The 12,766-nt window shown below is 64.4% G+C and carries 13 protein-coding genes; all 13 read left to right on the plus strand.

Annotation, left to right across the window (positions count from 1 at the left end):
• The first annotated feature begins 80 nt into the window (after window positions 1-80).
• Window positions 81-902, plus strand: coding sequence for a TIGR03084 family metal-binding protein (locus RWT78_RS07765; RefSeq protein WP_314675077.1), 822 nt, complete (start codon window positions 81-83; stop codon window positions 900-902).
• Window positions 899-2,620: an acyclic terpene utilization AtuA family protein gene (locus RWT78_RS07770; protein WP_314675079.1), complete on the plus strand. Its 1,722-nt coding sequence runs from the start codon at window positions 899-901 to the stop codon at window positions 2,618-2,620. The genes RWT78_RS07765 and RWT78_RS07770 overlap by 4 nt, the downstream gene beginning before the upstream one ends.
• Window positions 2,617-3,765 carry an acyl-CoA dehydrogenase family protein gene (locus RWT78_RS07775; RefSeq protein ID WP_007728404.1) on the plus strand — a complete coding sequence of 383 codons (1,149 nt, stop codon included), beginning with the start codon at window positions 2,617-2,619 and terminating at the stop codon, window positions 3,763-3,765. The genes RWT78_RS07770 and RWT78_RS07775 overlap by 4 nt, the downstream gene beginning before the upstream one ends.
• Window positions 3,762-5,360, plus strand: coding sequence for a carboxyl transferase domain-containing protein (locus RWT78_RS07780; RefSeq protein ID WP_314675082.1), 1,599 nt, complete (start codon window positions 3,762-3,764; stop codon window positions 5,358-5,360). The genes RWT78_RS07775 and RWT78_RS07780 overlap by 4 nt, the downstream gene beginning before the upstream one ends.
• An 8-nt stretch (window positions 5,361-5,368) precedes the next feature.
• Window positions 5,369-7,354, plus strand: a complete 1,986-nt coding sequence (locus tag RWT78_RS07785; RefSeq protein ID WP_314675084.1) for a biotin carboxylase N-terminal domain-containing protein — start codon at window positions 5,369-5,371, stop codon at window positions 7,352-7,354.
• A complete protein-coding gene (locus tag RWT78_RS07790; protein ID WP_003942033.1) occupies window positions 7,354-8,514 on the plus strand; it encodes an acyl-CoA dehydrogenase family protein in 1,161 nt (386 codons plus the stop codon). Before RWT78_RS07785 ends, RWT78_RS07790 begins: the two co-directional genes overlap by 1 nt.
• Before the next feature lie 13 nt (window positions 8,515-8,527).
• Complete coding sequence (locus RWT78_RS07795; protein WP_314675087.1) at window positions 8,528-9,313, plus strand: enoyl-CoA hydratase family protein; 786 nt, start codon at window positions 8,528-8,530, stop codon at window positions 9,311-9,313.
• Between the two features lie 60 nt (window positions 9,314-9,373).
• Window positions 9,374-9,985 (plus strand): TetR/AcrR family transcriptional regulator, encoded by a 612-nt coding sequence (locus RWT78_RS07800; protein ID WP_314675088.1) that lies wholly within the window; start codon window positions 9,374-9,376, stop codon window positions 9,983-9,985.
• A gap of 83 nt (window positions 9,986-10,068) precedes the next feature.
• A complete protein-coding gene (locus RWT78_RS07805; RefSeq protein WP_003941874.1) occupies window positions 10,069-10,617 on the plus strand; it encodes a DUF3558 domain-containing protein in 549 nt (182 codons plus the stop codon).
• Window positions 10,614-11,159 carry a DUF3558 domain-containing protein gene (locus RWT78_RS07810; RefSeq protein WP_314675091.1) on the plus strand — a complete coding sequence of 182 codons (546 nt, stop codon included), beginning with the start codon at window positions 10,614-10,616 and terminating at the stop codon, window positions 11,157-11,159. The genes RWT78_RS07805 and RWT78_RS07810 overlap by 4 nt, the downstream gene beginning before the upstream one ends.
• A gap of 409 nt (window positions 11,160-11,568) precedes the next feature.
• Window positions 11,569-11,943: a 30S ribosomal protein S12 gene (gene rpsL, locus RWT78_RS07815; protein ID WP_003941908.1), complete on the plus strand. Its 375-nt coding sequence runs from the start codon at window positions 11,569-11,571 to the stop codon at window positions 11,941-11,943.
• Window positions 11,943-12,413: a 30S ribosomal protein S7 gene (gene rpsG, locus RWT78_RS07820; RefSeq protein ID WP_003941856.1), complete on the plus strand. Its 471-nt coding sequence runs from the start codon at window positions 11,943-11,945 to the stop codon at window positions 12,411-12,413. Before rpsL ends, rpsG begins: the two co-directional genes overlap by 1 nt.
• Before the next feature lie 200 nt (window positions 12,414-12,613).
• Window positions 12,614-12,766: GTP-binding protein (locus RWT78_RS07825; protein WP_314675098.1), on the plus strand; the 153-nt coding region annotated here is incomplete at its 3' end.

Consider the following 12,766-nt stretch of genomic DNA (forward strand, 5'->3'; position numbering starts at 1 on the left):
ACTCAGTCTCTCACCACAGGATTTCGCAATAACAATCATTCGTGCTTGATTTTTATGGATGTGGGTGTGATGCTGGTCGCATGGCCGAACTTCAGACGTTCATCGATGACTTGCGGGCCGAAGGCGAGAGCCTCGACGCCCTGGTTGCGGATCTGCCCGAGGAGAAGTGGGCGACAATGACGCCTGCGGAAGGGTGGACCATCGCACATCAGATCGGGCACCTGCACTGGACGGACAGTGCAGCGATCCTGGCGATCACCGACCCGGACGGGTTCGCGGAGCAGTTGAAGGCGGCGTTCGTGAACCCGGCAGGGTTTGTCGACGACGGTGCCGCCGAACAGGCGGCCCGCCAGCCGGCGGAGTTGCTCGCCGATTGGCGAGCGGGGCGCACCGCTCTCGTCGAGGCGCTCACCGCCGCCCCGGCCGGAACCAAGTTCCCCTGGTACGGCCCGCCCATGGGCGGTGTCTCCATGGCTACCGCGCGACTGATGGAGACGTGGGCGCACGGGCAGGACGTTGCCGACGCACTCAGCGTCGAACGCGCTCCGACGGCGCGCATCAAGAACATCGCTCACCTGGGTGTGCGGACGCGAAACTTCGCGTACTCGGTCAACGAGAAGACGCCGCCCGCCGACGATTTCCGGGTTGAGTTGACCGCGCCGGACGGGTCGCTCTGGACCTGGGGGCCGGAAGATGCGCCGCAGAAGGTCACCGGGCCGGCGTTGGACTTCTGCTTGCTGGTCACCCAGCGTGCCAATCGCGCCGATCTCGATCTGGTCGCCGTGGGTGCCGACGCGGACGAGTGGCTCGGGTTCGCGCAGGCCTTTGCCGGACCCAGCGGTGAGGGACGAGCCGCCGTCGGATCCAGCGGTGAGGGACGAGCATCGAAGGTGGGCAAATGAGTTCGGTACGGATCGGTAACTGCTCCGGGTTCTACGGCGACCGCGTCTCGGCGATGCGCGAGATGCTCGAGGGCGGCGAACTCGACTACCTGACCGGCGACTACCTGGCCGAACTGACGATGTTGATCCTCGGGCGGGATCGGATGAAGGACCCGTCGCTCGGCTACGCGAAGACGTTCCTGCGGCAGGTGGAGGACACGCTCGGCCTTGCGCTCGACAAGGGGGTGAAGATCGTCGCGAATGCAGGCGGTCTCAATCCCGCCGGACTGGCCGACGCGTTGCGCGAGGTCAACACCAAGCTGGGGTTGAACGCAAAGATCGCCCACGTCGAGGGTGACGATTTGATCTCTCGGGCAGACGAACTCGGACTCGGCTCCCCACTGACGGCCAACGCGTACCTCGGCGCCTGGGGCATCGTCGAAGCATTGTCGGCCGACGCCGATGTCGTGGTCACCGGACGGGTCACCGACGCTTCGGTGATCGTCGGTCCGGCTGCTCACCATTTCGGTTGGAAGCGAGATGATTTCGATCAGCTTGCCGGTGCTGTCGCGGCGGGCCACGTCATCGAGTGCGGAACCCAGGCCACCGGCGGCAACTACGCGTTCTTCACAGAGATTCCCAACTTGGGTAGGCCTGGATTCCCGATCGCCGAGATCAACGCGGACGGATCCTCGGTCATCACCAAACATGCCGGAACGGACGGCGAGGTGAGCGTCGGCACGGTGACGGCGCAGCTGTTGTACGAGATCACCGGTGGACGCTATGCAGGCCCGGACGTGACGACCCGCATCGACAACGCAGTGCTCACCCAGGAAGGCCCGGATCGGGTGTTGATCAGCGGCGTCACGGGCGAGGCTCCGCCGCCGCAGTACAAGGTCTCGCTGAACACGCTGGCCGGGTTCCGTAACGAGGCCACCTTCATCCTCACGGGTCTCGACATCGAGGCCAAGGCCGATCTGGCGAAGACTCAGCTCGAATCCTGGCTGACGAAGAAGCCCGCCGAACTGGTCTGGACTCTCGCTCGCACGGATCATCCGGATTCCGACACCGAGGAAACCGCGAGTGCGTTGCTGCGCTGCGTGGTTCGCGATTCCGACCCCAAGGTGATCGGTCGCCCCTTCTCCGCGGTTGCGGTGGAAATGGCACTTGCCAGCTACCCCGGCTTCTCGCTGACGGCTCCGCCGAGCAACGGCCAACCGTACGGAGTGTTCACCCCCGGCTACGTCGACGCGGGATCGGTGCCGCACGTGGCCGTACTGCCGGACGGCACGCGCGTGGACATCGCTCCGTCCACGTTGACGCAGGACCTCGAACCCGTCGGCGAACCGGAGCGTCCGGAGCCGTTGCCGCCACAGACGTCGCTTTCGGTATCACTCGGCACGATCGCCGGTGCCCGTAGCGGCGACAAGGGCGGAAATGCCAACGTCGGCGTCTGGGTTCGCACGGACGATCAGTGGAAGTGGTTGGCGCACACACTGACCGTCGAGATGCTCAAGGAACTGCTACCGGAAGCAGCAGACCTGAACGTCACTCGCTACCAGCTTCCGCACCTTCGTGCCGTCAACTTCGTGATCGAGGGAATTCTCGGTCAGGGTGTCGCCTCGCAGGCGCGGTTCGATCCGCAGGCCAAGGGAATTGGTGAATGGCTGCGTTCGCGCCACATCGACATCCCGATTTCGCTACTCCCCGTAACTGACGAGAAAGAGGATTCACGGTGACCGTGTGGACCACACCGGAAAGGCTTGCGCTTCGCGAGACCGTACGCGGATTCGTGAACCAGGAGATTCTGCCGCATCTGACGCAGTGGGAGCGCGACGGCGAGATTCCGCGCGAATTGCACCGCAAGGCAGGCGCTCTCGGGCTCCTCGGGGCCAGCGCACCCGAATCGGCCGGCGGTGAGGGCGGCGACGCCGTCGACTCCATCGTGATCTGTGAGGAGATGCATCAGGCAGGTGCATCGGGCGGGCTGTTCGCATCGCTCTTCACCTGCGGCATCGCGGTGCCGCACCTGATTGCGGCCGGCGACGAGGCGCAGATCGAGAAGTGGGTCAAGCCGACCCTGCGCGGCGACAAGATCGGCTCGCTCGCCATCACCGAGCCCGGCGGAGGCAGCGACGTCGGGCACCTGACAACTACGGCCAAGCGCGACGGCGACCATTACGTCGTGAACGGCGCCAAGACGTTCATCACCTCCGGCGTTCGAGCGGACTTCGTCGTCACAGCGGTGCGCACCGGCGGTCCCGGCGCGGGTGGTGTCTCACTGCTCGTGATCGAGAAGGGCACACCGGGATTCACCGTCTCGCGCAAACTCGAGAAGATGGGCTGGCGCGCATCCGATACCGCGGAACTCTCCTTTGTCGACGCCCGGGTTCCGGTGGAGAATCTGGTCGGCGCAGAGAACAGCGGCTTCGCGCAGATCGCCCAGGCATTTGTCTCCGAGCGGGTAGCGCTCGCCGCGCAGGCGTATGCCAGTGCAGAACGTTGCCTGGAGCTGACGCTCGAATGGTGCCGCGCCCGTGAGACTTTCGGTCGCCCCCTGATCAGTCGGCAGGCCGTCCAGAACACCGTCACCGAGATGGCCCGCAAGATCGACGTCGCCAAGGTGTACACGCACTCGGTGATCGAGCGGTACATGGCCGGTGACGGCGATCTGATCGCCGAGGTGTGCTTTGCGAAGAACACGGCAGTCGAGACGGGCGAATGGGTTGCGAACCAAGCTGTTCAGCTGTTCGGCGGCCTCGGATACATGCAGGAAAGCGAAGTGGAGAGGCAGTACCGGGACATGCGAATTCTGGGAATCGGTGGCGGAACCACCGAAATCCTCACCGGCCTCGCGGCCAAGCGATTGGGGTATCAGTCATGAGTGTCATCCGGTCAACACTGGACACCAATTCCGAGGTGTACAAGACCGCAACATCGACCATGAACACCAAGCTCGCCGAGATCGAGGTCGAGCACGCCAAGGCGTTGGCGGGTGGCGGCGAGAAGTACACCGAGCGGCACCACAAGCGGGGAAAGCTCCTGGCACGCGAGCGGATCGAACTCCTGCTCGATCAGGATTCACCGTTCCTCGAACTGTGTCCCCTCGCTGCGTGGGGGAGTGACTTCCCGGTCGGAGCCAGCACCGTGGTCGGTATCGGCGTCGTCGAAGGTGTCGAATGCCTGATCGTCGCCAACGATCCCACCGTGCGCGGCGGCACCAGCAATCCGTGGACGCTGCGTAAGGGTTTCCGGGCCAACGATATCGCCATGCAGAACCGCCTCCCTGTGATCTCCCTCGTAGAGTCCGGCGGCGCAGACTTGCCGACGCAGAAAGAGGTGTTCATCCCGGGCGGGCGTATGTTCCGTGACCTCACTCAGCTGTCCGCAGCCGGAATCCCCACCATTGCACTGGTCTTAGGTAACTCGACGGCCGGCGGTGCGTACATCCCGGGCATGTCCGACCACGTCGTGATGATCAAGGAACGCTCCAAGGTGTTCCTCGCAGGCCCGCCGCTGGTCAAGATGGCCACCGGTGAGGAATCCGACGACGAGGCACTCGGCGGCGCCGAAATGCACGCTCGCAAGTCCGGGTTGGCCGACTACTTCGCCGCCGACGAGCAGGACGCGATCCGCATCGGGCGCTCGATCGTCAAGCGGCTCAACTGGACCAAGAAGGGGCCGGCGCCGCGCGCGGAGATCATCGAACCGCTCGAGGATCCGGAAGAGTTGCTCGGCATCGTTCCGGCCGACCTGAAGATCCCGTTCGATCCGCGTGAGGTCATCGCCCGTATCGTCGACGGTTCCGACTTCGACGAGTTCAAGCCGCTCTACGGCTCCTCCCTCGTGACCGGGTGGGCAGAGCTGAACGGCTACCCGATCGGCATCCTGGCGAACGCACGTGGAGTGCTCTTCAGTGAGGAATCACAGAAGGCCACGCAGTTCATCCAGCTCGCCAATCGTTCCAACACGCCGTTGCTGTTCCTGCACAACACCACCGGCTACATGGTGGGTAAGGAATACGAGGAGGGCGGCATGATCAAGCACGGATCGATGATGATCAATGCGGTTGCCAACTCCAAGGTTCCGCACATCTCGATCCTGCTCGGAGCGTCGTACGGCGCCGGTCACTACGGTATGTGCGGACGCGCGTTCGATCCGCGGTTCCTCTTTGCGTGGCCCAGTTCCAAGTCCGCCGTCATGGGCGGTGCGCAGCTCGCCGGCGTCATCTCCATCGTGGGACGCGCTGCTGCCGAGGCGCGCGGCCAGGTATTCGACGAGCAGGCCGACGCCGGCATGCGCGCGATGATCGAGAACCAGATCGAGGCCGAGTCACTTCCGATGTTCCTGTCGGGTCGTCTGTACGACGACGGCGTCATCGATCCCCGAGACACCCGCACCGTGGTGGGAATGTGCCTGTCGGCCATCGCCACCGCCCCGATCGAAGGCACCGAGAACTTCGGCGTCTTCCGTATGTGAGGCACGCCGTGACAATCACTTCAGTACTGGTCGCCAATCGTGGCGAAATCGCCCGCCGTGTCTTTGCAACCTGCCGCAAGAACGGAATCGGCACGGTCGCGGTATTTTCCGACGCAGATGCCGACAGCCCGCACGTCGCCGAAGCCGATGCTTCGGTTCGCCTGCCGGGTAACACGCCTGCCGAGACCTACTTGCGGGGTGAGCTCGTCATCGCCGCCGCCAAGGCTTCGGGCGCCGACGCGATTCACCCCGGATACGGATTCCTCTCCGAGAACGCGGAGTTCGCGCGCAGCGTCATCGACGCGGGACTGACGTGGATCGGCCCGCCCGTCGAATCCATCGAGCTCATGGGGTCGAAGGTCGAGTCCAAGAAGATCATGGACGCCGCCGGAGTGCCGGTGCTCTCCGAACTCGATCCCGCCGCGGTGACCGAGGCTCATCTGCCGGTGCTGATCAAGGCGTCGGCGGGCGGCGGCGGACGCGGAATGCGTGTCGTTCGTGAATTGTCGGCGCTGGACGGCGAACTGGAAGCGGCGCGGCGTGAGGCGCAGTCCGCTTTCGGCGACCCGACAGTCTTCTGTGAGCGTTACCTCGAGACCGGTCGGCACATCGAGGTCCAGGTCATGGCCGACCGCCACGGTGCGGTGTGGGCGGTGGGGGAGCGCGAGTGCTCGATCCAGCGTCGGCATCAGAAGGTGGTCGAAGAGGCCCCGTCGCCGCTCGTGCAACGCATCCCCGCCATGCGCGACAAGCTGTTCGACGCCTCGCGGCTCGCAGCCAACGCCATCGGTTACGAGGGCGCAGGAACCGTCGAGTTCCTCGCCGACGAGAAGGGCGACTTCTACTTCCTCGAAATGAACACGCGTTTGCAGGTGGAGCATCCGGTCACCGAGTGCACCACTGGACTCGATCTGGTGGAACTGCAATTGCAGGTCGCTTCAGGTGAAGCACTTCCGGACGATCAGCCGGAGATCCGTGGGCATTCGATCGAAGTGCGCCTGTACGCCGAGGACCCCGCCAAGAACTGGCAGCCGCAGAGCGGAACCGTCCACCACATCGAGTTGCCCGGTGACCCGCAAGAATTCAGTGTTCTGCGTGAGCAGGGCGTTCGCCTCGACTCCGGCGTCGTCGACGGCAGTGTTGTCGGCGTCCACTACGACCCGATGTTGGCCAAGGTCATCTCGTACGCGCCGACGCGGACCGCAGCTGCCCGGCTGCTCGCATCGACGCTGGCGCGCACCAGGATTCATGGGCTGCGCACCAACCGCGACCTGCTCGTCAACGTCCTGGCCCACCCCGCCTTCATTGCCGGAGACACCGACACTGCCTTCTTCGAGACTCACGACCTCGAGAAGCTGTCTACGCCCTTGGCCGATACCGACGCCGAAAGACTCTCGGCGTTGGCGGCGGCACTTGCCGATGCCGCGCACAACCGGGCGTCGGCCCGCGTCATCGGCCGCTTGCCCAGCGGGTGGCGCAACCTCCCGTCGCAGCCGCAGAGCAAGAGCTATTCCACTGCGTCGGGCGACTACGACGTCCGCTACTCCCTGAGCCGAAGCGGCGTGCTGAGTGCAGAAGGCTTCGACGACGTGCGCCTGGTATCGGCAACTGCGACCCGGGTAGTGCTCGAGCAGAGCGGAGTACAGCGCTCGTTCGACGTTGCGGCCTACGGGAGTGAGATTTTTGTCGACTCCTCGCTCGGACCCGTCGCGTTGACGGCAGCACCGCGCTTCGTGGATCCGTCGGCAGAAGTCGCCGCCGGTTCGTTGCTCGCTCCGATGCCGGGATCGGTCATCCGCCTCGGTGCCGCACTCGGTGACACCGTCACCGCCGGCCAGCCGATTCTGTGGCTGGAGGCCATGAAGATGGAACACACCGTCACCGCGCCGACTGCCGGTGTCCTGGTGGAACTTCCGGTCGCCGTCGGCCAGCAGGTCGAGGTCGGATCGGTACTCGCACGTGTGGAAGAACCCGCTACAGAAGAGGAAGCATGATGAGTTTCATCGAAACCGAAGAGCAGAAGGAACTGCGGGCATCCGTTTCCAAACTGGGTGAGCGCTTCAACTACGTCGACTACGTGCTGCCCAAGGCGCGAAAGGGGGAGCCGCTCACCGAATTGTGGAACGAGGCGGGCAAACTCGGATTCCTGGGCGTCAACCTGCCGGAGGAATACGGCGGCGGCGGTGCAGGCATCTACGAACTCGCGCTGGTGCAGGAGGAATTGGCGGCGCAGGGTGCCGGTCTGCTCCTGGTTGTCGTATCCCCGGCCATCTGCGGCACCATCATCGGCAAGTACGGCACGGCGGAGCAGAAGCAGCAGTGGCTACCCAGCCTCGCCGACGGCTCCAAGATCATGGCGTTCGGAATCACCGAGGCCGACGCTGGTTCCAACTCTCATCAGATCACCACGACGGCACGCAGGGATGGTGACGACTGGATCCTGAGCGGCAACAAGATCTACATCTCGGGTGTCGATCAGGCTGACGCGGTCCTCGTCGTTGCGCGCACCGAGGACTCCAAGACGGGCAAGCTCAAGCCCGCTCTGTTCATCGTCCCCACGGATTCTCCCGGATTCGTGAAGACGCAGATGGAGATGGACATCATCGAACCCGACCACCAGTTCATCCTCTTCCTCGACGACGTCCGTCTGCCGGCCGACGCTCTGGTCGGCGAAGCCGATGCCGCCCTGATGCAGTTGTTCGCCGGCCTCAACCCCGAGCGCATCCTGGGCGCGTCGATGGCCATCGGCATGGGCCGTTACGCCCTGAACGCCGCAGTGAAGTTCGCCAACGAGCGCACGGTGTGGAAGACGCCGATCGGTGCGCACCAAGGTATTTCGCATCCACTCGCGCAGGTGAAGATCGAACTCGAGCTCGCCAAGCTGATGATGCAGAAGGCCGCGGTGCTCTACGACAGCGGTGACGATTTCGGTGCTGCCGAAGCCGCGAACATGGCAAAGTACGCCGCCGCCGAAGCCAGCATCAAGGCGCTCGATCAGGCGATCCAGACGCATGGCGGCGCAGGACTGACGAAGGAATACGGACTGGCCGCCATGCTCGGTGCGGCACGCATCGCCCGCGTCGCGCCGGTGAGCCGCGAGATGATCCTCAACTTCGTCTCACAGCATTCCCTCGGTCTGCCACGGTCCTACTAGGAAGAGGCGACTCATGACGGATCAGGACAAGCCATACGTACGGTACGAAGTATCGGGCGGTGCTGCCACGATCACTCTCGACTCACCCCACAACCGCAACGCGATTTCGACGCGGTTGGTCACGGAGTTGCAGGCTGGGTTGACGTCGGCTGCCGCCGATCCGGCAGTTCGAGCGGTGGTACTCACCCACACCGGTGGAACATTCTGTGCGGGAGCCGATCTCAGTGAGGCCTCCGGTTCGTCCGCATCTCCGGAGGACGCCGTCAAAGAACGAGGACGGGGGATGCTGACACTCTTACGCAGCATTCTCGAACTCCCCAAGCCGGTGATCGGACGGATCGACGGTCACGTCCGGGCCGGAGGCATGGGTCTTGTCGGGGCGTGCGACATCGTCGTGGCCGGACCGGCGAGCACCTTCGCGGTGACGGAATCACGGTTGGGTTTGGCGGCGTCCATCATCTCGCTCACGGTCCTGCCGAGGCTCGACCAGCGATCTGCGAGCCGTTACCTGCTCACCGGAGAGAAGTTCGGCCAGCACGAGGCCGAAGCCATCGGACTCGTCACCGCCGCGTCGCAGGACACGGGGGAGTCGATCACCGAACTGCTCGGCACCTTGCGTCAATGTTCACCGCAGGGGCTTGCGGAATCCAAGTGGATCACGACGCGTTCGGTCCTGGCCGGATTCGACCGGGACGGCGAGGAGATGATCGCGCAGTCGGCTCGGCTGTTTTCCTCTGACGAGGCTCGTGAGGGCATGATGTCTTTCTTGCAGAAGCGTCCAGCGGCCTGGGCGCAGTAGAAACTGCGCAGCTGGGACACAGAAGCGCTGGAACACAGAAGTAGAAGGGATGGCGGCGCGATGACTCGAGAGCCCAAGCAGGACCGAAGTCGAGTCACGCGCTCCCACCTGCTCGAAGTGACTGTGGAGTGTCTCGCCGAACTCGGGTGGAGCGCAACGACGATGAGCGTCGTCGCGCAGCGTGCCGGGGTGTCCAGAGGCGCCATGCAGCATCACTTCCCGACCCGCGAGGACCTCATCACCGCGGCGCTCGAGGTGATGTTCGACGCCCGGATGGATCAGGCACGAAAGGAATCGACCGACCTTCCGGTGGGTGCCGGACGAACCGAGGCGATCATTTCGCGGTTGGTGGAGTACTACACCGGGACTCTGTTCAAAGCAGCACTGCAGGTGTGGACGGCCGCTGCCTCCGACCCCGCCCTGCGTGCCCGCGTACTGCCCCTCGAGGAACGATTCGGGCGCATCGCGCACCGCATGGCAGTCGAAAGTCTGGGTGTCGACGACTCCGACCCGGTGACGCACCGCTTGGTACAGGCGACCCTGGACCTGGCCCGCGGGCTGGGGCTGGCTGATGTCTTGACAGACGACTCGCGCCGACGCACCGAGGTGGTCAAACAGTGGGCGGCGCAATTGGATTCCACGCTTGTTCGGGTACCGGTGGCAACTCCCTGAATCGGTAGCGGCGGGGCCGCCACCGATGCGCGCGACGCGCACGTGGCGTGTGTCGGGGGCCACCGAGAAGTACAGTCGGCTCCATGGCCGCACGCACTCTCACTTCGATCGGGACTTCCGTATTGGTCTCGGCTGCCGTGCTCTCGGCCGTGGTCGGCTGCAGCTCCGGCGACGGGTCCGTCGATCAGCCGGGCGACGGTGCGGGTTCGCAGGCACTCGCACCTACGGATCCGGGCCCGATGTTCGCCGAATGCGGCTCGGTGACCGACGAGGAAGTTGTCAACGCCTTCAATCTCGGCGCTTTTGCGACGACGACGCGCAACGGCGTCGGTTGCCAGTGGGAAGTCGCCGGTTCGAACGGTCCGAGCGTCAGTTTCTCCTGGTACCGCGGTAGCCCGATCGGCCGCGAACGGGCCGGGTCCGACCTGCTCGGACGTCCTGCCGACGACATCACGATCGGTGGGCACCAGGGCTTCATCGCGTCCACGGCAGGTTCGTTGTGCGAGTTGGGTATCGCGTTCGGCGGAGACTTCGTGCACTGGTCGATCACCTACGGTCTGTTGCCACCGACCGCGGATCCATGCACGGTGGCGCGGGATCTGATGGAAAAAACAGTTTCGAGGGCACAGTGAAGTTCGAGGGCGCCGTGACGCGCATAAGGATCGGACTCGCCTTGGCGGGGTCGCTGGTTCTGCTGACAGGCTGCGGCTCGGTGGTCACCGGGACTCCCCGTGCGGAGGGCAGCTACGGCGGTAGTGACAGCCAGGAATTCGCGAACGTCCTCCAAGAATGCGAAGCCGTCACCGACGAGCAGATCGCCGGCGCAGTGGGTGCCGACGCCGTCGGGCGTGGGTTCTTCGGCGCTATCTGCCGTTGGGACGGCATCGGAGCCGCGGGTCCGATCAAGATCACCTTCAACTGGTTCGAGACGGGCACCCTCGATCACGAGCGCGCTGCATTCGAGCACCTGGGATACGTGGTGGCGAAAATCGACATCAACGGCAGTGGCGGGTACCAGGTTCGCCAGCCGGCCGATCCGCAGAGCTGCGGGGTGAGCGCGAGCGCACCGGCCGGGGGAGTGTTCGGTTGGTGGGTCACCGAGCCGCAAGGCGGCGCGGATCCGTGCGAGGCTGCGGCAAAGCTCGGCGCGTTGACGTTGAACCGCAGCATCTGATCGCGACCGGTCCGGCGGCGTGGTCTGAGTGTGCAGCCAGAGTGTCTGGTCAGAGCGTGAGGTCACTATCACCGTGGCCTCGCTTTGACCTCGTGGCGCGCCGACAGGTATCGTTATGGGTCGTGTCCGGCATGCCCGGGCCGATCTGTGTGCCTAGCTAGGTATTGCCGTGCGCGCGTTCGAGCAGAAACTGCTGATGAACGAGCATCCGGCTGCCTGTGTGGGGGTATGCGACACGCCCGACCTCGGGGGCGGTGCGCGGCATGAAAGTGCTGAGTACAGACTCTGAGGTGGGTGAGGAGCAGCAGCTCTCTTGCTCCAACTGCTAGATCCCTAATTTCAGAACAGCCACGTTTTCGAACGGCCCGAGTTCGCTCGAGCAGTCTGTTCGTCACAAGAAAGCCGGTAAATGCCAACCATCAACCAGCTGGTCCGCAAGGGTCGCCGCGACAAGACCGCCAAGGTCAAGACGGCAGCCCTCAAGGGCAGCCCGCAGCGTCGTGGCGTGTGCACTCGCGTGTACACCACCACCCCCAAGAAGCCGAACTCCGCGCTCCGTAAGGTCGCACGTGTTCGCCTCACGACTTCGGTCGAGGTCACCGCGTACATCCCCGGTGAAGGTCACAACCTTCAGGAGCACTCCATGGTGCTCGTCCGTGGCGGTCGTGTGAAGGACCTCCCGGGTGTCCGTTACAAGATCATCCGCGGCTCCCTCGACACCCAGGGTGTCAAGGGTCGCAAGCAGGCACGCAGCCGCTACGGCGCCAAGAAGGAGAAGAGCTAATGCCACGTAAGGGCCCCGCTCCGAAGCGCCCGCTCATCAACGACCCGGTTTACGGTTCCCCGTTGGTGACGCAGCTCGTCAACAAGATCCTGCTGGACGGCAAGAAGTCCACCGCAGAGCGAATCGTGTACCAGGCTCTCGAGCAGGCACGCGAGAAGACCGGCACCGATCCGGTCGTCACCCTCAAGCGCGCCCTGGACAACGTCAAGCCTGCACTCGAGGTTCGTAGCCGCCGCGTCGGTGGCGCTACCTACCAGGTGCCGGTCGAGGTTCGCCCCGGTCGTTCCACCACGCTGGCACTGCGCTGGCTGGTCACCTTCTCGCGTGCACGTCGTGAGAAGACCATGGTCGAGCGTCTCGCCAACGAGCTCCTCGATGCCAGCAATGGCCTCGGTGCAGCTGTGAAGCGTCGCGAAGACACTCACAAGATGGCCGAAGCCAACAAGGCATTCGCCCACTACCGCTGGTGATGTAAAGCGTCGGAGCAACTGCCATCGGGTGGGGCTCCGACGCTTGTCGCCGTTGGCGGCCTGATCATCGCGACGGATTCCGGACGCAGGTGGCCAGGTTCGCCTCGGCAGAGACATAATTGAAAGACCATGGCCCTGACGGTGGAACACACCGATAAGGCCGACACCCGAAAACCAAGCAACGAGCGGGGAAGAAACCTGTGGCACAGGAAGTGCTGACTGACCTGAACAAGGTCCGCAACATCGGCATCATGGCGCACATCGATGCCGGCAAGACCACCACCACCGAGCGCATCCTGTTCTACACCGGTATTAACCACAAGATCGGTGAGACGCACGACGGTGCGTCGACG

The sequence above is a fragment of the uncultured Rhodococcus sp. genome (assembly GCF_963525155.1).
GTDB classification, from domain to species: Bacteria; Actinomycetota; Actinomycetes; order Mycobacteriales; family Mycobacteriaceae; genus Rhodococcus_F; species Rhodococcus_F qingshengii.